19 protein-coding genes are annotated in these 20,001 nt (G+C 72.6%); 6 read left to right on the plus strand and 13 right to left on the minus strand.

What is annotated here, in order from left to right:
* Window positions 1-3: 3 nt before the first annotated feature.
* The gene (locus AAW13_RS10385) at window positions 4-1,275 is read right to left on the minus strand and encodes an MFS transporter (protein ID WP_046728488.1); all 1,272 of its coding nucleotides are present in this window, start codon (window positions 1,273-1,275) and stop codon (window positions 4-6) included.
* 179 nt (window positions 1,276-1,454) lie between these two features.
* Between AAW13_RS10385 and AAW13_RS10390 the strand changes: the two genes are divergently transcribed.
* Window positions 1,455-4,136, plus strand: coding sequence for an ATP-binding protein (locus AAW13_RS10390; protein WP_046728489.1), 2,682 nt, complete (start codon window positions 1,455-1,457; stop codon window positions 4,134-4,136).
* Window positions 4,137-4,203: 67 nt separating this feature from the next.
* Here the strand turns inward: AAW13_RS10390 and pcaDC are convergent, their stop codons facing one another.
* The 7 genes from pcaDC to AAW13_RS10425 form a co-directional block, all read right to left on the minus strand.
* Entirely contained in the window at window positions 4,204-5,376 is a 1,173-nt protein-coding gene (gene pcaDC / locus AAW13_RS10395) for a bifunctional 3-oxoadipate enol-lactonase/4-carboxymuconolactone decarboxylase PcaDC (protein WP_046728490.1), read from the minus strand.
* Window positions 5,373-6,704, minus strand: a complete 1,332-nt coding sequence (pcaB, locus tag AAW13_RS10400; protein ID WP_046728491.1) for a 3-carboxy-cis,cis-muconate cycloisomerase — start codon at window positions 6,702-6,704, stop codon at window positions 5,373-5,375. Before pcaB ends, pcaDC begins: the two co-directional genes overlap by 4 nt.
* Entirely contained in the window at window positions 6,701-7,303 is a 603-nt protein-coding gene (pcaG, locus tag AAW13_RS10405; protein WP_046728492.1) for a protocatechuate 3,4-dioxygenase subunit alpha, read from the minus strand. The genes pcaB and pcaG overlap by 4 nt, the downstream gene beginning before the upstream one ends.
* A 6-nt stretch (window positions 7,304-7,309) precedes the next feature.
* Complete coding sequence (pcaH, locus tag AAW13_RS10410; protein WP_046728493.1) at window positions 7,310-8,083, minus strand: protocatechuate 3,4-dioxygenase subunit beta; 774 nt, start codon at window positions 8,081-8,083, stop codon at window positions 7,310-7,312.
* A gap of 84 nt (window positions 8,084-8,167) precedes the next feature.
* Window positions 8,168-9,370, minus strand: coding sequence for a thiolase family protein (locus tag AAW13_RS10415; RefSeq protein WP_046728494.1), 1,203 nt, complete (start codon window positions 9,368-9,370; stop codon window positions 8,168-8,170).
* Window positions 9,367-10,011 (minus strand): CoA transferase subunit B, encoded by a 645-nt coding sequence (locus tag AAW13_RS10420; protein WP_046728495.1) that lies wholly within the window; start codon window positions 10,009-10,011, stop codon window positions 9,367-9,369. Before AAW13_RS10420 ends, AAW13_RS10415 begins: the two co-directional genes overlap by 4 nt.
* Window positions 10,011-10,766, minus strand: coding sequence for a CoA transferase subunit A (locus tag AAW13_RS10425; protein ID WP_046728496.1), 756 nt, complete (start codon window positions 10,764-10,766; stop codon window positions 10,011-10,013). The genes AAW13_RS10420 and AAW13_RS10425 overlap by 1 nt, the downstream gene beginning before the upstream one ends.
* 180 nt (window positions 10,767-10,946) lie before the next feature.
* Between AAW13_RS10425 and AAW13_RS10430 the strand changes: the two genes are divergently transcribed.
* Window positions 10,947-11,411, plus strand: coding sequence for a MarR family winged helix-turn-helix transcriptional regulator (locus AAW13_RS10430; RefSeq protein WP_046728497.1), 465 nt, complete (start codon window positions 10,947-10,949; stop codon window positions 11,409-11,411).
* On the opposite strand, the gene AAW13_RS10435 is transcribed toward AAW13_RS10430, so the two are convergent.
* Both AAW13_RS10435 and AAW13_RS10440 read right to left on the minus strand, forming a co-directional pair.
* On the minus strand, window positions 11,408-12,403 hold the full coding sequence (locus AAW13_RS10435; RefSeq protein WP_046728498.1) for a DUF3048 domain-containing protein: 996 nt from the start codon (window positions 12,401-12,403) through the stop codon (window positions 11,408-11,410). The genes AAW13_RS10430 and AAW13_RS10435 overlap by 4 nt on opposite strands.
* Before the next feature lie 92 nt (window positions 12,404-12,495).
* On the minus strand, window positions 12,496-13,560 hold the full coding sequence (locus AAW13_RS10440) for an ATP-dependent DNA ligase (RefSeq protein ID WP_046728499.1): 1,065 nt from the start codon (window positions 13,558-13,560) through the stop codon (window positions 12,496-12,498).
* A gap of 91 nt (window positions 13,561-13,651) precedes the next feature.
* Between AAW13_RS10440 and ligD the strand changes: the two genes are divergently transcribed.
* Together ligD and AAW13_RS10450 are read left to right on the plus strand one after the other, a co-directional pair.
* Window positions 13,652-14,671, plus strand: a complete 1,020-nt coding sequence (ligD, locus tag AAW13_RS10445) for a non-homologous end-joining DNA ligase (protein WP_046728500.1) — start codon at window positions 13,652-13,654, stop codon at window positions 14,669-14,671.
* A 177-nt stretch (window positions 14,672-14,848) separates the two neighbouring features.
* On the plus strand, window positions 14,849-15,874 hold the full coding sequence (locus AAW13_RS10450) for a LacI family DNA-binding transcriptional regulator (protein WP_046728501.1): 1,026 nt from the start codon (window positions 14,849-14,851) through the stop codon (window positions 15,872-15,874).
* Between the two features lie 17 nt (window positions 15,875-15,891).
* On the opposite strand, the gene AAW13_RS10455 is transcribed toward AAW13_RS10450, so the two are convergent.
* A complete protein-coding gene (locus AAW13_RS10455) occupies window positions 15,892-16,683 on the minus strand; it encodes a VOC family protein (protein ID WP_046728556.1) in 792 nt (263 codons plus the stop codon).
* Between the two features lie 290 nt (window positions 16,684-16,973).
* Here AAW13_RS10455 and AAW13_RS10460 point away from each other — a divergent pair, with 290 nt between their 5' ends.
* The gene (locus AAW13_RS10460) at window positions 16,974-17,228 is read left to right on the plus strand and encodes a WhiB family transcriptional regulator (protein WP_206306183.1); all 255 of its coding nucleotides are present in this window, start codon (window positions 16,974-16,976) and stop codon (window positions 17,226-17,228) included.
* 126 nt (window positions 17,229-17,354) lie between these two features.
* Window positions 17,355-17,966, plus strand: coding sequence for a hypothetical protein (locus AAW13_RS10465; protein WP_046728503.1), 612 nt, complete (start codon window positions 17,355-17,357; stop codon window positions 17,964-17,966).
* 33 nt (window positions 17,967-17,999) lie between these two features.
* Here the strand turns inward: AAW13_RS10465 and AAW13_RS10470 are convergent, their stop codons facing one another.
* Together AAW13_RS10470 and ddaH are read right to left on the minus strand one after the other, a co-directional pair.
* On the minus strand, window positions 18,000-18,974 hold the full coding sequence (locus AAW13_RS10470; RefSeq protein WP_046728504.1) for an acyl-ACP desaturase: 975 nt from the start codon (window positions 18,972-18,974) through the stop codon (window positions 18,000-18,002).
* Between the two features lie 227 nt (window positions 18,975-19,201).
* Entirely contained in the window at window positions 19,202-19,978 is a 777-nt protein-coding gene (gene ddaH / locus AAW13_RS10475; protein WP_046728505.1) for a dimethylargininase, read from the minus strand.
* Between the last annotated feature and the right edge of the window lie 23 nt (window positions 19,979-20,001).

Here is a 20,001-nt window from a genome sequence, read left to right on the forward strand (position 1 = left end):
GTCTCAACCCGCCTTCCGCCGGGGCGCCGCGAGGAGCGCCAGGACGCTGACCGCGCAGGCCGCCGCCGCGTAGTAACCGGGGACGTCCGGGTTCCCGGTGCGCCGTACCGCCTCCGTGATGATGAGACCCGCACAGCCCGAGAACACGGCATTGGACAGGGCGTAGGCGAGTCCCAGACCCGTGCAGCGGGTCCGCGCCGGGAACATCTCGGCCAGCAGCGCGGGCCCCGGCCCGGCCATCAGCCCCACCAGCACACCCGCGCCGCACAGGGCCGCACCCTTCACCGCCCCCGAAGTCCCCGCGTCCTGGAGCAGGTTGAGCAGCGGCAGCGCCAGCAGCACCACGAGCCCGGCGCCCGCGAGCATCACCGGCCGCCGCCCCACCCGGTCGCTGAGCAGCCCCGCCGGGAGGATCGCCGCCGCGAACCCCAGGTTCGCCAGCGCGGTCGCCAGCAGCGCCGCCCGGAAACCGGTGTGCAGGGTGGTCTGGAGGTACGACGGCAGCACGACCAGGAACGTGTACCCGGCCGCCGACCAGCCCGTCACCCGTCCGGCGGCCAGCGCGATCGCCCCCGCCGACACCCGCACGCCCGTCACGGCCGGCTCCCGGAACTCCGGTGTCTCGTCCAGCCCCGCCCGCAGCCACAGCGCCAGCGCACCCAGGGGGAGCGCCAGCAGGAACGGCAACCGCCATCCCCAGACAACGAACTGATGTCCGGTCAGCAGCACGGACAGTCCGACCGCGACACCCACCCCGCCGAGCAGCCCCAGTGCCACGGTGAACGACTGCCATGCCCCGTACAGCCCTCGGCGCCCCGGCGGCGCGTACTCGGTCAGCATCGCCACCGCGCCCCCGAACTCACCGCCCGCCGACAGTCCCTGAATCACCCTCAGGAACGTCAGCAGCCAGGGCGCCGCCGCACCCGCCTGCGCATACGTCGGCAGCAGCCCGATCAGCGCCGTGGCCCCCGTCATCAGCGCCACCATGAGGATCAGCACCGGCCGCCGCCCGTGCCGGTCGGCCAGCCGGCCGAACAGGGCCGCGCCCAGCGGACGGAAGAAGAACGCCAGCCCGAACGAGGCGTAGGTGCGCACCAGCCCCTCGGCCGCGCTACCGCCCTCCGGAGTGAAGAACCGCTCGGCGACGACCGTCGCGACGAAGCCGTAGACGGCGAACTCGTACCACTCGATGAAGTTGCCGACCGAGCCCGCGGCCAGCGCCCGGAGCGGCCGGTTCCGCCCGGTGGCCGCTCGATCCTCGAAAACCAGATTCATGTGCCGACTATTGACGGTGCGTCAGCTGAACACCGGCAGGTCGGGGCCGACACGCGTCGTCCCGCCGCACCGCCTTCACCCGTCACGGCAACAGCTGCCCGGACCCGCCTCCGGACAGCCAACCGGACGGCTACGCTCGTGGTCTGTACGTCGTTCGGGCGACTTGGGGAGGTAGCGGGATGACGGAGGAACAGCTCCCGGGGGACGCCTCGGCACCCCTCTGGGAGCGCGACGCCGAACTCGCCGCCATCACCGAGGCACTTGACGCGCTGGGCGACGACGGCTCCACCACCGGGAACCTGCTGGTGCTGCGCGGCGAGGCCGGGCTCGGCAAGACCGCGCTGCTGGCCGAGACCCGCCGGATGGCGGAGCGCCGCGGCTGGACCGTCTGGTCCACACGTGGTGTCGAGACCCTGCGCAGCGTGCCCTTCCACGTGGTACGGCAGCTGCTCCAGCCCGCCCTGGTCTCCCTGCTGCCCGAGGAGGCCCGGGAGTACCTCGGCGACTGGTACGACATCGCGGGACCCGCCCTCGGCATCACGGACCCCGGCGACCGCCAGGCCGACCCGCAGGGCGTCTGCGACGGCCTGGTCGCCGCCGTCCGCCGGCTCGCCAAACGCGACTGGCCGCTGGTCCTGCTGATCGACGACGCGCACTGGGCCGACCAGGAGACCCTGGCCTGGCTCGCCGCCTTCGTCGAACGCCTCGACGACCTCTCCGTCCTGGTCCTGGTCGCCCGCAGGCCCGGCGAGGTGAGCGGCGACAGCGCCCGCTACCTCGACGCCGTGGCCGCCGCGGCCGGCCACACCGTGCGCGGCCTCACCGCCCTCACCCCGGACGCCACCGCCGGCCTCACCCGCGCCACCCTCGGCGCGCACGCCGACGCCCCGTTCTGCCGCGAGGTCTGGGCCGTGACCGGCGGCAACCCCTACGAGACCGTGGAACTCCTCGCCAAGGTCCAGGACAGCGAGGTCGAACCCGTCGAGGCCAGGGCCGGGGAACTGCGCGCCCTGAACCGCTCCGCCCGCGGCGGCGGACTGGTCACCCGGCTCGAAGGACTCGGCGTCGACGCCACCCGGTTCGCCTGGGCCGCCGCCATCCTCGGTACCGGTATCTCCGTCGACCTCGTCGCCCAGCTCGCCAGCATGACCGTCGAGGACGCCGAGCGCTGCGCCGAACTGCTGCGCAACGCGCGTATCCTCACCGCGCCCGACCCGGCCGGCTCCCGGTCCCACGCCGGCGACCTGGAATTCGTCCACCCGCTGATCGCCACGGCCGTCTACAACTCCATCCCGCCCGCGATGTGCACCGCCATGCACGGCATCGCCGCCCAGATCGTCATCGACGACGGCCGGGGCATCGCCGAGGCCTCCCGGCACCTGCTCAAGGTGCATCCGGACGACGACGAGGAACTCGTCGAACAGCTGCGGGACGCGGCCAAGGAACACCTCGCCGTCGGCGCCCCGGACGCGGCGCGCCGCTGCCTCGAACGGGCGCTCCTCGAACCGCCCCTGCCCGAGGTCCACGCGCGCGTCCTCTACGAACTGGGCTGCGCCACCCTGCTCACCAAGCCCGTCGTCACCATCGGGCACCTACAGAGCGCGCTCGGCATGTCCGGTCTCGCCGGCGCCGAGCGCGTCGACGCAGTCTTCCGCCTCTCCCAGGCCCTCCTCCACAACGACCAGCTGGAGGAGGCCGTCCGCACGGTCGAGGCGGAGGCCGCCCGCCATGACGAAGGGCCCGCCAGACTCCGGCTCCAGGCCGTCCAGTTCATGTGGGAGGGCATCGCGGGCGAGGCCGTCTCCCCGCACCGCTCCGAACGCCTCGCCGCTCTCGCGGACACCTGCACCGGCCGCGACAACTCCGAGCGCGCCCTGCTCATGCTGCGCGGCTTCGACCTGCTCATCCAGGGCGAGAGCGCCGAGGAGGTCGTCGAACTGTGCGACCGTGCCCTGGTCAACGGCCGGCTCGCGCCCGGACTCGGCTGGACGGACACCGAGTGGGGCATCGAACTCCTCCTGATGCTCGCCAACGCCTACGTGTACACCGACCGCCTCGACCGCGCGGAGGCCCTGTACAACGAGGGTCTGCGCGCCTACGAGTCGGCCGGCTGGAGCGGCGGCCACCTCGCCCTCGCCCATGCGTACGTCGGCCTCGGCCACCGCAGGCGGGGGCGGCTGCGGGACGCGGAGACCTCCCTGCGGGAGTCCCTGCGGATCGCCGAACGGGTGGGCCGCCGGCTGCCCCTGTACTGGACCGCCACCTGCAACCTCGTGGACACGCTGCTCGCCCGCGGCCATGTCGAGCAGGCCTGGGCGACCGCGGAGCAGTACGGCTTCGCCCCGCCCTACCCCTCCACCATCGTGATGCCGGACCCGAGGTCGGTACGCGGCCGGCTGTTGCTCGCCGTCGGCCGCAGGGCGGAGGCCGTCAACGAACTGGAGGCGGCGGAGAAGGCGGCGGCCGCGCGCGGTCACTTCAACCCCGTGGTGGTGCCGTGGGCACTCGACCTCGCGCGGGCGCTCGCGAACGAGGACCCGGTACGGGCGGCCCGGCTGGCCGCCGACGCCCGACGGCAGGCGGAGCGGTTCGGCACCGACACGGCCATCGGCGAGGCCCTGCGGTGCGCCGCGGCGCTGGAGACCGGGCAGCGGCAGGTACGGCTCGCGTCGCAGGCGGTGGCCTATCTGGAGGCCTCGCCCTGCCAGTACGAGCACGCGGCGGCGCGGGTGGAGTACGGGATCGCCGCCCGGTCCGTGGCCGAACTGAACCGCGGGCTGGCACTGGCGCGGTCGTGCGGCGCGGACGGGCTGGTCGCCCAGGCGCGAGAGGTACTGGAGACGGGGCGCGGGCTGCGCTGACGGGTCTTCCTCGACGGCGGCCGCGGGTCGGCGGCCGGGACGAACGCCGGTACCGCCGACGGTCTGGTCACCCCTCTTCTTCCGGTTCCGCCGCTTTCCCCGCTGCCTCCGCTTCCGTCGCTGCCTCCGCTTCCTCCGCCAGCACCCGCTGGGCCGCCGCGAACGCCGAGTTCGCCGCCGGGACACCGCAGTAGACGGCCGTCTGGAGGAGCACCGCGCCGATCTCCTCCGGGCTGAGCCCGTTGCGCCGGGCGGCCCGCACATGCATCGCCAGCTCCTCGTAGTGCCCGTGGGCGACCAGCGCGGTGAGGGTGATCATGCTGCGCTCGCGGCGGGAGAGGGTGGGGTCGGTCCAGATCTCGCCCCAGGCGTAGCGCGAGATGAAGTCCTGGAAGCGGGCCGTGAACGGCGTCTGGCGAGCCTGCGCCCGGTCCACGTGCGCGTCGCCCAGCACCTCCCGGCGTACCGCCATGCCCCGCAGCGCGCCTCCGTCCAGGTGGGCGCGGAGCGCGGTGAGGACCGCCTCCGGGCACTCCGCGGGCGCCAGGTGCGCGGCCCCGGGCAGCTCGACCAGCGTGGACGCCGGTACCGCGTCCGCGATCTCACGCAGATGCGGCGGCGGGGTCGCGGGGTCCTGCCGGCCCGCGATCAGCAGGGTGCGGACGGCGATCCCACCGAGCCGGTCGCGCAGATCGAAGGCGGCCAGCGCGTCGCAGCAGGCGGCATACGCCTCCGGGTCGGCCGCCCGCTGGTCCTCGACCAGCCGCGGCACGGTGAAGCCGGACGTGAACCAGCGGGCGGGGGCGTTCTCCGCCAGCCACTCCACGCCCTCCCGGCGCACCCGCCCGGCCCGCTCCTCCCAGGGAGCGGACCCGCCGAAGTGGGCCGAGGAACAGATCGCGGCCAGACTCTCCAGCCGGTCCGGGTGGTGGACGGCCAGGTGCAGTCCCACGGCCCCGCCCAGCGAGACGCCCGCGTACGCGAACCGGTCGATGCCCAGCGAGTCGGCGAGCGCGAGCACCAGGCCGGCCAGATCGCCCACGGTGGCGCCCGGCTCGATCAGACCGGCCGCCGAACCGCCGTGCCCCGGCAGGTCCCAGCGGACCACCCGGTGACCGGCCGACAGCTCGGGCGCCACGGCGTCCCAGAGGGCGTACGAGGTACCCAGGGACGGGCCGAGCAGCAGCGGCGGCGCCGAAGCGGAGCCCTCGACGCGGTGGTGGAGAAGGTTCTCGGTCAACGTCGCTCCAGAGCACGGTCGGTGAGAGCACCGGCGGCGCCGGTGTAGCGGGCGGGGTCGGTGAGGTCGTCGAGGTCCAGGTCCTTCAACTCGGCTTCCTCCGAGAGGAGTTCACGCAGCGTCCGGTGCTCGGTGCGGGTACGGGAGGCGACTTCGGTGAGCAGCTCCTTCGCCCGGGCCCGGCCCAGCACGGGGGCCAGCCCGGCGGACAGCCGCTCCGAGACGATCAGCCCGTCGGTGAGCCCCAGGTGCTCGCGCATCACCGCCGGGTGCACCCGCAGCCCCTCCGCCAGCTCCGCCGCGTCCCGGGCCGCGCCGCCCACCGTCCGCAGCAGGTCCCGCAACGGTTCCCACTCGGCGTGCCAGGCGCCGGCCGGCCGCTCGTCCTCCGCGACCAGCGAGCCGTACAGGACGGCGGCGAGCTGCGGGGCCCGCCGGGCGGCCGCCGCGATCAGCGTGGACCGGACCGGGTTCGCCTTGTGCGGCATCGCCGACGAACCGCCCCCGCCGCCCTCGGAGACCTCACCGATCTCGGTCCGGGACAGCGTCAGCACATCGGCGGCGATCTTGCCCAGGGCGCCGGCCGTGAAGGCCAGGCAGCCGCCGAGATCGGCGACGGGCGTGCGCAGGGTGTGCCAGGGCAGCGGCGGGGCGGCGAGGGCGAGTTCACGGGCGTAGGCCTCGGGCAGCGCCACCGGGTCGGCGGCGCCGTACGCTCCGAAGGCGGCCAGGGTGCCTGCCGCGCCCCCGAGCTGAACGGGCAGCGACGCCCGCACCCGCACCGTGCGGTCGCGGGCGTCGAGCACCAGCGCACGCCAGCCGGCCGCCTTCAGCCCGAACGTCGTCGGTACCGCGTGCTGGGTGAGCGTGCGTCCGGGCATCGGGGTGTCCCGGTGCTCGGCGGCCGTCCGCGCCAGGGCCGCCTCGGTGCGTCCGAGGTCGTCGAGCACCAGGTCCAGGGTGCGGGCGGCGACCAGCATCGTCGCCGTGTCCATGATGTCCTGGCTGGTCGCGCCCCGGTGGACATACGGCCCGTGCTCCGCGCCGGCCGCCTTCGTCAGGTCGGCGACCAGCGGGATGACCGGGTTGCCGCCCGCGCGGGCCCGCTCGGCGAGGCCGCCGACGTCGAAGCGGGCCGGGTCGGCCGCCTCGGTCACCGCGGCCGCGGCCCCGGCCGGGGCCAGCCCGAGCGTGGCCTGGGCACGGGTGAGGGCCGCCTCCGCGTCCAGCAGCGCCCGCAGGAACGCGGTGTCGCCGGTCGCGGCCGCGGCCGCGGAACCGGACCAGCCGGGGCCGAGCAGCCCCGTGTCACCTCCGGCGTACGTCACCGGTACTCCAAGAAGACCGTCTCGCCCTCGCCCTGGAGGCGGATGTCGAAACGGTAGGTCCGGTTGCCCTCCTCGACGGCGATCAGCGTGTCGCGTCGCTCGCCGACCCGGGTGAGCAGCGGATCGGCGCCGAGCGCCGCGTCGTCGCCCGGCAGGTAGATCCGGGTGAACAGATGCACCAGCAGTCCGCGCGCGAACACGCACGCACTGAGGTAGGGCGCGCTGTCGCCACGGGCGCCGGGCCGCAGCGTCCGCGCGTACCAGTGCCCGTCGGCGTCGGTCTGGATCCGGCCCCAGCCGGTGAACTCCACGCCGTTGCGGCCGAGGTAGGCACCGCTGGCCGGGTCACGCCGGATCGAACCGTCCGTGGTGGACACGTTCCCGTCCGGGTCGGCGCCCCACAGCTCCACGAACGCGTCCGGCAGCGGGTTGCCCTCGCCGTCCAGGACGTACCCGTGCACGGTGACCGTGTCCGGGTGGCCGAGGGGCGCGATGTCCTCGCCGCCGCGGAAGGGCAGCGCGTAGCCGTAGAACGGGCCGACCGTGTGCGACGGGGTGGGCAGCACGGTCTCCGCGCTGCTCGTGTCGGTCTTCGTCATGGCAGGTCAGCGTCCTTCTTCGATCCAGGTGGCGTTCGGGCCGTCCAGCACGATGTCCCAGTGATAGCCCATCGAGAACTCGGGCACGGACAGGCTGTGGTCGTATGTCGCGACCAGCCGCTGCCGGGCCGCGTCGTCCGTCACCGACTGGATGATCGGGTCGTACGGGAACAGCGGGTCGCTCGGGAAGTACATCTGCGTCACCAGCCGCTGCGTGAACGCCGAGCCGAACATCGAGAAGTGGATGTGCGCCGGACGCCAGGCGTTGAGGTGGTTGCGCCAGGGGTAGGGGCCCGGCTGGACGGTGGTGAAGTGGTAGCCCCCGTCGGCGTCGGTGATCGTACGGCCGACACCCGTGAAGTTCGGATCCAGCGGGGCGTCGTGCTGCTCACGCTGATGCGCGTACCGGCCGGCCGAGTTGGCCTGCCAGATCTCGATCAGCTGCCCCCGGACCGGCCGCCCGTCCCGGTCGAGCAGCCGCCCGGAGACGGTGATCCGCTCCCCGATCGGCTCGCCCTGGTGCTGCCGGGTCAGGTCGTTGTCTATCCCGGTGATGTCCCGCTCCCCGAACGCGGGGGAGTGCAGCTCCACCAGCTCCGGGTCCTTGCTGGTGTCGATGGCGACGGGGGGCTGCTTCGGATACCGGAGCAGGGAGGACCGGTAGGGGGCGTAGTCCCGCCGGGGATGGTGTTCTACGGCTCCGCCTTCGGCCACGCGCTTCTCGTAGGCGGCGTGCTCGGCGGCGATCTCGAGGTCGATGTCGGCCTGGGTGAGTGTCATTGAAAGTCCTAGCTGTAAGCGCCCCTTCAGGGGCACGGGGAACTGCGCGACAAGCCACAACGCAACCCGCGGGCGGTATATGGCCTATCGTTCGAGAACAAGCGCGAGTCCTTGCCCGACGCCGATGCACAGCGTGGCCACACCGACACCGCTCCCACGCCGCGCCAGTTGGTGCGCCACCGTCCCCGCCAGCCGAGCCCCCGACGCACCCAACGGATGCCCCAACGCGATGGCACCACCCTGCGGATTGAGAATCGCCGGATCGAACTCCGGCCACTCGGCGACACATCCGAGCACCTGCGCCGCGAACGCCTCGTTCAGCTCGAGAACCGACAGATCGTCAAACCCCTTGCCCGCCCTGGCCAGCGCGCGGTTGACGGCCTCCACGGGCGCGAGCCCGAAGTAGTCGGGGTCCAGCGCGTGCACGCCGGTCGCGGAGACCCGGGCCAGTGGCTCCCGCCCGAGCGCTTTCAGCCCCTCCTCGTCGGTCAGCAGCAACGCCGCCGCACCGTCGTTGAGCGGTGACGCGTTCCCCGCGGTCACCGTCCCGCCCTCCTCGCGGAAGGACGGCTTGAGCTTGGCCATCGCGGCCAGGGAGGCGTCCGGCCGTACGCACTCGTCCGCGCCGAAGACCACCGGGTCGCCCTTGCGCTGCGGAACGGACACCGGCGCCGACTCGGCGTCGAACAGGCCCTGTTCCTGCGCGGCGGCCGCCTTCCGGTGGGAGGCGAGGGCGAACTCGTCCTGCTGCTCGCGGCTGATCTTGTGCTTGTCGGCGATGCGCTCCGCCGACTCGCCCAGCGGGATGGTCCACTGCGGGTCCATCCCCGGGTTGACCATCCGCCAGCCCAGCGTGGTCGAGTACAGCTCGGCATGCCCGGCCGGGAACGGCCGGTCGTTCTTGGGCAGTACGTACGGCGCCCGGGTCATCGACTCGACGCCGCCCGCCACCGCGATCGAGGCGTCCCCGACGGCGATCGCGCGGGCCGCCTGGATGACCGCCTCGAGTCCGGACGCGCACAGCCGGTTGACGGTCACACCCGGGACCGACGTCGGAAGGCCCGCCAGCAGCGCGGCCATCCGGCCCACGTTGCGGTTCTCCTCACCGGCGCCGTTGGCGTTGCCGAAGTAGACGTCCTCGATCCGGGCCGGATCCAGGTCCGGGGTGCGGGCGAGGAGTTCCCGGATCGCGTGGGCGGCCAGGTCGTCCGGGCGCACACCCGCGAGACCGCCGTTGTAGCGGCCGACGGGCGTGCGGACCGCGTCGACGATGTACACCGTGTTCACAGCAGGCCCTCCGGGACGATCAGCTTGGCGTCGGTCTTCGCGGTGATCTCCTCGACACCGACCCCGGGCGCGGTCTCCACCAGCACCAGGCCGTCGTCGGTCACGTCGATCACGCCCAGGTCGGTGATGATCCGGTCGACGCACGCCTTGCCGGTCAGCGGCAGCGCGCACTCGGTGAGGATCTTCGCCGAGCCGTCCTTCGCGGTGTGCGTCATCACCACGATCACCGTCCGCGCGCCGTGCACCAGGTCCATCGCCCCGCCGATCCCCGTGACCAGCTTCCCCGGGATCGCCCAGTTCGCCAGATCACCCCGCGCGGAGACCTGCATCGCGCCCAGCACGGCGACGTCGATGTGGCCGCCCCGGATCATCGAGAACGACAGCGCCGAATCGAAGAAGGACGCGCCCGGCAGCACCGTGACGGTTTCCTTCCCGGCGTTGATCAGGTCCGGGTCCACGGCGTCCTCGGCCGGGTACGGGCCGGTGCCCAGGATGCCGTTCTCCGACTCCAGGACCACCTCCACACCCTCCGGGAGATAGTTCGGGATGAGCGTGGGCAGGCCGATGCCGAGGTTGACGTACTGGCCGTCCCTCAGCTCGCGGGCCGCCCGCGCGGCCATCTCCTCGCGCGTCCAGGCCATCAGCTGCTCACCGTCCGCTGCTCGATCTTCTTGTCCGCCGCCTGCTCCGCCGTCAGCGCCACGACACGCTGCACGAAGATCCCCGGCAGGTGCACCGCGTCCGGGTCGATCTCACCCGGCTCGACCAGCTCCTCCACCTCCGCGACCGTGACCTTCCCGGCCATCGCCGCGAGCGGGTTGAAGTTACGGGTGGACTTGTTGAAGACCAGGTTCCCGTGCCGGTCGCCCTTCGCCGCCCGCACCAGCGCGAAGTCCGTGCGGATGCCCCGCTCCAGCACGTACTCGGTGCCGTCGAACTCCCGCACCTCCTTCACCGGAGAGGCCAGCGCCACCCCGCCGGAGCCGTCGTACCGCCACGGCAGACCGCCCTCGGCGACCTGGGTGCCCACCCCCGCCGGGGTGTAGAACGCCGGGATCCCCGCACCCCCGGCCCGCAGCCGCTCCGCCAGCGTCCCCTGCGGGATCAGCTCCACCTCCAGCTCACCCGCCAGGTACTGACGCGCGAACTCCTTGTTCGCCCCGATGTACGACCCCGTCACCCGGGCGATCCGGCCCGCCGCCAGCAACACCGCGAGACCCGTCTCCATCGCCCCGCAGTTGTTCGAGACCACGCTCAGGCCCGTCACACCACGCTCGTACAACGCGCCGATCAGCACGTTCGGGACACCGCTCAGCCCGAAACCACCCACCGCCAGGGACGCGCCGTCCACAACATCGGCCACCGCCTCCTCGGCCGTGGCGACCACCTTGTCCATCCGTGCAGCCCCATCTCTGAATTAATCAGGGCACTGAGTATTTCAGCGAGATGTCCTTCACGCTGCCATCGCTCTCGCCACCCGTCAAGACCTCGGGCGATGGCAGACGGGCGTGGAGACAGGAGAGGTGGCCACGAGTATTGTTCAGTGCACCAACGAATTCGGACCTTGGGAGCGCATATGGCCGCGGTGGATCTCACCACCCACCCCGGGCACCTGGCCCGGCGCCTCCAGCAGGCCCACTACCTGCTGTGGAACACGATGGTGTCGGAGGAGATCACCTCGCCGCAGTTCGCGGTCCTGAACGCGCTGGTCGCCGAGCCGGGGCTGGACCAGCGGACCGTGGGGGAGCGGGTCGGTCTCGACCGGTCGACCATCGCCGAGGTCATCAGCCGGCTCGGCCGGCGCGGACTCCTCGACAAGGTCCGCGACCCGCAGGACGGCCGCCGCTCCCTGCTGCGCCCCACCGACGACGGGCTGCGCACCCACCGCAAGCTCGCCGTGCGCACCGCCCGCATGAACCAGGTCTTCCTGGCCCCGCTCTCGGCCGCGGAGCAGGCCCAGTTCTTCGACCTGATCCGCCGCGTCTCGGACGCGGCCGAGGGGCTGCGCAACCCCGCGGAGCCCCTGGTCCCGCAGGGCTAGGCCGCGGCGAACACCACCCACACCTGTCCGTCGGCGAAGTCCACGGGACGGCCGTCCGTCCCGGTGAAGGCGGTGCCGTCCGTGGCCGCCGGGCGGTCCCAGGTGGCCTCGAACGAGCGGCCGTCGCGCAGCACTTCGGCCCTCCCCGACCCCACCGTCCGGGTGTACGGCGTGTGGTTGCCGAGCACGTCGTGGTACCGGGACGTGGTCACCCGCACGTACTGCACCACGACCGTCGCCGGCGCCAGTCGCTTCCCGGCCGCCGTCCGGGCCGGGGTGCCGTCCATCGACACCAGCCACCGGTGCCGGCCGGCCGACCAGGTGAAGGTGAAGCGGGCCGACGGGTACCGCACGGTACGCGCGGCCGTGACCGTGCCGCCGGCCGGGGCCGGGCCGTGACGGAAGCCGGCGGGGAGCGCCGCCCTGCCGGGTGCCCCGTCGGTCATCAGCCGTGCCGGACGGAGATACAGGTTGTGCGGGGCCGGTCTGCCGCCGCCCCGGTAGTAGGCGCCGGGCGCGTCGTCCGGGGTCTCCGGCCGCAGGGGCGCCCTCTCGATCAGGGGGAGCAGCTTGCGCTGGGCGCCGGAGAAGGCGAGCGTCGGCCGGCCGAACTGACGCAGCAGTTCCAGGTCCGACTCGCGAGCGCTGCGGACCGGTCCCACGACCTCCGGCAGCGTGCTCGCGTACACCGCCATCAGCCGGCTGAGGCCGCCCTCCACCTGCTCCGCGTACACCACGTCCGCCGCGTCCAGTCCGGTCTGGGGGCGGGCCGCGGCGACATTGTCGATCTTCACGGCCAGCACCGGGCCGGCGGCGGTCCGCCCGCTCGGTGCGGGGGCGCTCGGTGCCGGGGTGCCGTGCGGTGCCGGGCTGCCGTGCGGTGCGCGGCCGTCGTCGGCCGTACCGTGCCGGGTGCACCCCGCGGTGAGGGCGGCCGCCAGCGCGGCCGCCCCGGTCAGTACCGTCCGGCGCGTCGGCGCCCCCTGTCGCATCCCCACCGTCGCCACCCCGTTCGTCCCCCTGATTGTGTGCTCAACGGGTCATCGGTGGCCATACCCGGTCGATTCCGATCGCGCGCCGCAAGCTACGACCCCAGGATCTCCGTGAGGTCGTACCGCACCGGCTCCTCCAACTGGGCGTACGTGCAGCTCTCCGGCGTGCGGTCCGGACGCCAGCGGCGGAAGCGGGCCGTGTGCCGGAACCGGGCCCCGTTCTCCATGTGGTCGTACGCCACCTCCGCCACCCGCTCCGGCCGCAGCGGGATCCACGACAGGTCCTTCTTGCCGGACCAGCGGCTCGGCGCGCCGGGCAGCCGGGCCGACTCGTGGGCGGCCTCCTCCGCCCAGGCGGCCCACGGATGCCCGGAGACGTCGTCCATGCGCAGCGGCGCCAGCTCCTCGATCAGCTCGGCCCGCCGCTTCATCGCGAACGCGGCGGACACACCCACGTGCTGGAGGGCGCCCCGGTCGTCGTACAGGCCGAGCAGCAGCGAGCCGACCACCGGGCCGCTCTTGTGGAGACGGTAGCCCGCCACCACGACGTCGGCCGTCCGCTCGTGCTTGACCTTGAACATGGCCCGCTCGTCCTGGCGGTACCGCAGCGTCAGCGGCTTGGCGACGACCCCGTCGAGACCGGCCCCCTCGTACTGCTCGAACCACTGTCGGGCCACCTCGGCATCGGTCGTCGCGGGCGCGAGGTGCACGGGCGGGGTCGCTCCGGCCAGGGCCCGGTCGAGCAGGGCGCGCCGGTCGGTCAGCGGGAGGTCCAGCAGGGACTCGTCGGCCAGCGCCAGCAGGTCGAAGGCGACGAAGGAGGCGGGCGTCCGCTCCGCCAGCGTCCGCACCCGCGAGTCGGCCGGATGGATCCGCTCGGACAGCGCGTCGAAGTCCAGCCGGCCCTCCCGGGCGATCACGATCTCCCCGTCCAGCACGCACCGCTCGGGCACCCGCTCGGGCAGCGCCGCCACCAGTTCCGGGAAGTACCTCGTCAGTGACTTCCCGGTACGGCTGCCGATCTCCACCTCCGGGCCGTCCCGGAACACGATCGCGCGGAAGCCGTCCCACTTCGCCTCGTACTGCATGTCCGGCGGGATCCTCGCCACCGGCTTGGCGAGCATCGGCTTGACGGGCGGCATCACCGGCAGATCCATGGGTCCGACTCTACGAGCGCTCACCACGGCCCGCTCGTCGCGCGGCACGGGCCGATGTGCGGGGCGGGGAGGGTACGCCTACCGTGGCCGCATGGGTGATGCGGTGCAACTGGAGGTGGCCGGCCGGACCGTGCGGCTGTCCAGCCCGGACAAGGTGTTCTTCCCGGAACGTGGTCTCACCAAGCTGGACGTCGCCCGCTACTACGCGGCCGTGGCCCCCGGCATCCTGCGCGCCCTGCGCGACCGACCCACCACCCTCCAGCGCTATCCGGACGGCGTGGAGGGGGAGTGGTTCTACCAGAAACGCGCGCCCAAGGGCATGCCCGACTGGATCCCCACCGCCCACATCACCTTCCCCAGCGGCCGTACCGCGGACGAGATGTGCCCCACCGAGGAGGCCGCCGTGGTGTGGGCGGCGCAGTACGGCACCCTCACCTTCCATCCCTGGCCGGTCCGCCGCGGCGACGTCGACAGCCCCGACGAACTCCGCATCGACCTCGACCCGCAGCCCGGCACCGGCTTCTCCGACGCGGTCCGCGCCGCCCACGAACTGCGGGCGGTCCTGGCGGAGTTCGGCGGCCTGCGGGGCTGGCCCAAGACCTCCGGCGGCCGTGGCCTGCACGTCTTCGTGCCCATCGAACCCCGCTGGACCTTCACCCAGGTCCGGCGGGCCGCGATCGCCGTGGGCCGCGAACTGGAACGCCGGATGCCGGAGCAGGTCACCATCAAGTGGTGGAAGGAGGAACGCGGCGAGCGCATCTTCGTGGACTACAACCAGACCGCCCGCGACCGCACCATCGCCTCCGCGTACTCCCTGCGGCCCCACCCCCACGCCCCCGTCTCCGCGCCGCTGCGCTGGGACGAGGTCGACGACGTCCGCCCGGAGGACTTCGACCTCGTCACGATGCCGGCCCGGTTCGCCGAAGCCGGCGACGTGCACGCCGACATGGACGACCACGCCTTCTCCCTCGACGCTCTCCTGGAACTGGCCCGCCGCGACGAACACGAGCACGGCCTCGGCGACCTGCCGTACCCGCCCGAGTACCCGAAGATGCCGGGCGAGCCGAAACGCGTCCAGCCGAGCCGAGCCCGCCCCGACCACCCCTCCTGACCCACCAACCGGCCCTCCTGACCCACTGACCGGCCCGCCGACCACCCCCCCACCCGCCGACCGGTCCCTCCGTGCCGTTGGTCTCCCTTCGCTCGGGCCCGTTGCTACGGGAGCGCTCACGTCGTGCCGTTCACCCGGGGCTATGCTGATCGTCAGCCGCCGACGAGGAGGGCCGAGGTGTCCGAGGCAGTGTCGCGCCCCACGCTGGAGGCCGTGGCCGCGCGGGCCGGGGTGTCCAGGGCCACCGTGTCACGGGTCGTCAACGGCGGCGACGGGGTGCGCGAACCCCTCGTCGAACGGGTCCGGCAGGCGGTCGCGGAACTCGGCTACGTACCCAACCAGGCGGCCCGTTCCCTGGTGACCAGGCGGCACGACGCCGTCGCCGTCGTCATCGCCGAACCCGAGACCCGGATCTTCACGGACCCCTTCTTCGCCCTCCAACTGCGCGGCATCAGCAAGGAGCTGACCGCCCACGACAACCAGCTCGTGCTGCTGCTCACCGAAGGCCGGGACGACCACGCGCGCGTGGCCCGCTATCTCGCCGGCGGGCACGTCGACGGCGCCCTCGTCTTCTCGCTCCACCTCGACGACCCGCTGCCCGGCCTCATCGAGGGCGCCAAGATCCCCACCGTGTTCGGCGGGCGGCCCGGCTGGAGCGACGGCTCGAAGGACGCCGTGTACGTCGACTGCGACAACCGGGGCGGCGCCCGGGACGCGGTACGCCATCTCGCGGGCCTCGGCCGGACCCGGATCGCGCACATCACCGGCCCCCTGGACCAGACCTCGGCGGCCGACCGTCTCGACGGCTACCGGGACGTCATGGGGGAGGCCGACCCACGGCTGATCGTGGCGAGCGACTTCACGCCGACCGGCGGGGAGCGCGCCATGGCCGAACTCCTCGACCGCTGCCCGGACGTGGACGGCGTGTTCGCCGCCAACGACCTCACCGCGCTCGGTGCCCTGCGCGTGCTGCGCGAACGGGGCCGCCGGGTGCCCGAGGACGTGGCGGTGATCGGCTTCGACGACGTGCTGCCCGTCACCGAGCAGACCGCGCCGTCGCTGACGACGGTCCGTCAGGACATCGAGGAGATGGGCCGGCTGATGGCCCGGCTGCTGCTGCGCACCCTGACCGGAGGCGTGTCGGCGCCCGCGCCGTCCAGCGTCGTCCTGCCCACGACACTGGTCCGCCGCGCGTCCGCCTAGGTCCTGTCGCGGTCGGTTCAGGTCTGCTGTGGCTCGCTCCTGATCACCGCGAACCGGGCGCCGTACGGGTCGGCCAGTTTGGCCATCCGGCCCACGCCTTCCAGCGTGGTGGCAGGCATCCGCACCCTGCCGCCCGTCTGCTGGGCCTTCTCCACCACCGCGTCCGGGTCCTCGACCTCGAAGTACGGCAGCCAGTACGCGCCCGCCTGGGCCTCCGCCGGGTCCTCCGCCAGCGGGACCATCCCGCCGAACACCGACTCCTCGTCGCCCTGCGGCGGATTGACGCAGGTGTAGGTGCCGCCGGGGAACGGCAGCCCGGAGGTCTCCAGGCCCAGCACCTTGTAGTAGAAGGCGGCGGCCGCCGCGATGTCCGCGGTGTACAGCTCGACCCAGCAGAGCGAACCCGGTACGCCCGCCAGGTCCACGCCCTTGCGCAGCGCGGGCTGCCAGATGCCGAAGGGCACGCCCGCCTGGTCGGAGAGGAGCGCCATCCGGCCCTTGTCCATCACGTCCGTAGGCTGGACGACGACGCCGCCGTGGGCCTGTTCGGCGGTCTTGGCGGTGGCCTGCGCGTCGTCACTGCGGAAGTACACCGTCCAGGCCGGCGGGCCCTGTTCCGGAGTGGTCTGCACCCCGCCGGCCACGGTCCGGCCGTCCAGCTGGAAGAAGCCGTAACCGCCGGCGTCGGGCCCCGCCGACTGGAACCGCCAGCCGAAGAGGCCGCCGTAGAAGGCGGCGGCGCCGTCGATCTCGGGGGTGCCCAGGTCGAGCCAGTTGGGAGCGCCGTCGACGAAACGGGTGGTGAGCATCATCGCCCTCCTCAAAGGGTCCTGTCCTCTGCTCTGCTCTGCTCTGCCGAGTCTTCCACCGCCCGCTGACATTCGGTGCCCGACCACGCCCACCGACGCGGGTTGCCCACGCCCACCGACGCGGGTTACCCACGGTCACCCGGCACACCCGCCGAGTTGTGGATCCGTTCCGCGTGCCGCCGTGCAAGTGCGTGCCGGTCGGGCGCATCATCGATGCTGGCGCGGTGTGCTGCCGACGCGTTGAGCGGGCGTTGATCGAACGTTTTTCGCGCCACGGCACGATCCTGGCCATGCACTTCGAGACCACCACCATGCCCCGCACGCCCGTCCCGGCCTGGCAGGCGCAGGCGCTGTGCGCGCAGACCGGGGCGGACTTCTTCTTCCCTGAGCCCGGCAGCTCGGTGCGCGAGGCGAAGCGCATCTGCGGTATGTGCGAGATGCGTCCGGCCTGCCTGGAGTACGCACTGGACAACGACGAACGCTTCGGAGTCTGGGGCGGCCTGTCCGAGAAGGAACGCCTGGAACTGCGCCGGGCCGCCCGCTAGCACTCACGGCACGGCACGCACGGCACGCACGGCACACACGGCACGCACGGCACGGCACGGCGTGCGCCTCGTGCCGGTCCGGGTCACGCTGGAGGGGAGACGGTCCGGGCGCGAGGGCGAGGTTCCATGGGGCACACGCAGCAGGGGGCGCCGGTGACGAACGCCCCGGCGAGCGGACCCGCCCGCACCGGGAGCGTCTTCTTCTCGTTCGCCCCGTGGATCATCTTCGGTTTCGTCGCCGGCCCCAGCACCTGGGAGTACGCGGCACTGGCCGCGCTGGCCGCCGCCGTCGTGCTGTCCGGCAGGGACATGCTCCAGGGCCGGTTCTATCTCCTGGACATGGCCGGCATCGTGTTCTTCGCCGTGCTCTCGGTCCTCGCGCTGGCCCTGGACCGCCACGAGCTGATCTGGCTGGAGACCTACGCCCAGGTGCTCTCCAGCGCGGTGGTGGCCGTGGTGGCGCTCGGCTCACTGGCCGTCGACCCGTTCACCGCCCAGTACGCCCGCCGCTCGGTGCCGCGCGAGCACTGGGACTCGCCCGTCTTCGTCCACGTCAACAGGGTGCTGACCACGGCCTGGGGAGCGGTCTTCCTGCTGATGACCCTCTCCACCTGGCTGGCGATCCGGATCCCGGCGGGCAGCGACTGGTTCAACTGGGTCGTCCCCGTCGTCCTGCTGGTGTGGGCGGTGAAGTTCACCGAGCGCTTCCCCGAGCGGTACAAGCGGCGGGCGGCATAGCGCGTCGGCGCCCCGCCCGCCGTTCCCGCGGCGTCAGGCGCCCGCGCGGGCCGCCATCCGGGCCTTGCGCGCGGCCAGCTTCTCGTCGAACTTGAGGGCCTCGGCGTTCAGGCCGCCCATGAACAGGCCGAGTTCCTCCTGCGCCTGGAGCCCCTCCGGGCCCAGACCGTCGATCTCCAGGACCTTCAGGTGACGCAGCACCGGCTGGAGCACGTCGTCATGGTGGATGCGCATGTTGTAGACCTCGCCGATCGCCATCTGGGCGGCGGCGCGCTCGAAGCCGGGAATGCCGTGGCCGGGCATCCGGAAGTTGACCACGACGTCCCGCACCGCCTGCATCGTCAGGTCGGGGGCCAGCTCGAAGGCGGACTTCAGGAGGTTCCGGTAGAAGACCATGTGCAGGTTCTCGTCGGTCGCGATACGGGCCAGCATGCGGTCGCAGACCGGGTCACCGGACTGGTGGCCGGTGTTGCGGTGCGAGATGCGGGTCGCGAGTTCCTGGAAGGCCACGTAGGCGACCGAGTGCAGCATCGAGTGGCTGTTGTCCGACTCGAAGCCCTCGCTCATGTGGGACATCCGGAAGGCTTCCAGCTTGTCCGGGTCGACCGCGCGCGAGGCCAGCAGGTAGTCACGCATCACGATGCCGTGCCGGCCCTCCTCGGCGGTCCAGCGGTGCACCCAGGTGCCCCAGGCGCCGTCCCGGCCGAACAGCGAGGCGATCTCGTGGTGGTAGCTGGGCAGGTTGTCCTCGGTGAGCAGGTTCACCACCAGGGCGATCCGGCCGATCTCGGTGACCTTGGACTGCTCCTTCTCCCAGGCCTGCCCGTCCTCGAAGAAACCGGGGAAGTTACGGGCGTCGGTCCAGGGCACGTACTCGTGCGGCATCCAGTCCTTGGCGACCTTCAGATGGCGGTTCAGCTCCTTCTCGACCACTTCCTCCAGGGCGTACAGCAGCCGCGCGTCGGTCCAGGCGGACGTGCTGCCGAGGTGGGGAGAAGTGATCGTCACGAGAACTCCAGGGGGACGCCGAACAAGGGGGAGGGAACGCGAGAGAACCGGCGAGCGGGGCCGGGAACCTACGAGATCGTAGGCTACGAATCCGTAGGTTACGAAGCCGTAGGTTAAGTGCGCTGTAAAGACCGCTGATCAGGCGCCGTGCGCAAGGCGAATCGGGACATGCCAAGCAGTCGCCGGACCCGCAGGTCCCAGGGCCGCGGAGGTGAATCGACCCCCCGTCAGACGTACAGCTCCCGCAGCCGGACCGAGAGGCACGTCACACATCCCTCCAGCTTCTCGAACTCGGAGATGTCCACCGTGACGACGTCGTGGCCGAGGTCGGTCAGCAGCTCCGCGGTCTTCGGCGCGCTCGCCGACATCAGCAACTTGCCGCCGCCGAGCAGCACCACGTGGGCGCCCGCGTCCTCGGGCACCGCGAGGAAGCCCGGGAACAGCGAGGGCCGGTCCACGTTCGGGATGTGCCCCAGAACCGTTCCGTCGGGCAGCGCGGTCACCGCCGACTTCAGGTGCAGCACCTTGCTCACCGGCACGGCCACCACGCGGGCCCCCAGCGGCTCGAACACGGCCCGCAGCTGCTGCACCCCGGCCGCGTTGGTCCGCCCGCCGCGGCCGACGTAGACGGTGTCGCCCACCTTCAGGACGTCACCGCCGTCCAGGGTGCCCGGTTCCCAGACCCAGTTGACGGAGCAGCCGAGGCGGGCCACCGCCTCCTCGACGCCCGCGGTCTCCGCGCGCCGGGACTCGGCGCCGGGCCGGGTGATCAGCGCGACGTTCCGGTACATGACGACCGTGTCCTCGACGAAGACCGAGTCCGGGCAGTCGTCCTCCGGGTCCACCTCGACGGTCTCCCAGCCGTGCGCGCTCAGCGCCTGCGCGTACGCCTCCCACTGTTCCTGGGCGAGTCCGACGTCGACCTTCTCCCGCTCGATGTGCGTCACCAGTCCTTCGGCGAGGCGCGGGCTGGGGCGGCGGATGAGGGCCTTCTTGCTGGGCACGTCGGGTCTCCGGGGTCGGGGAT

The sequence above is a fragment of the Streptomyces humi genome (genome assembly GCF_001005085.2).
In the GTDB taxonomy this organism is placed as follows: domain Bacteria; phylum Actinomycetota; class Actinomycetes; order Streptomycetales; family Streptomycetaceae; genus Streptomyces; species Streptomyces humi.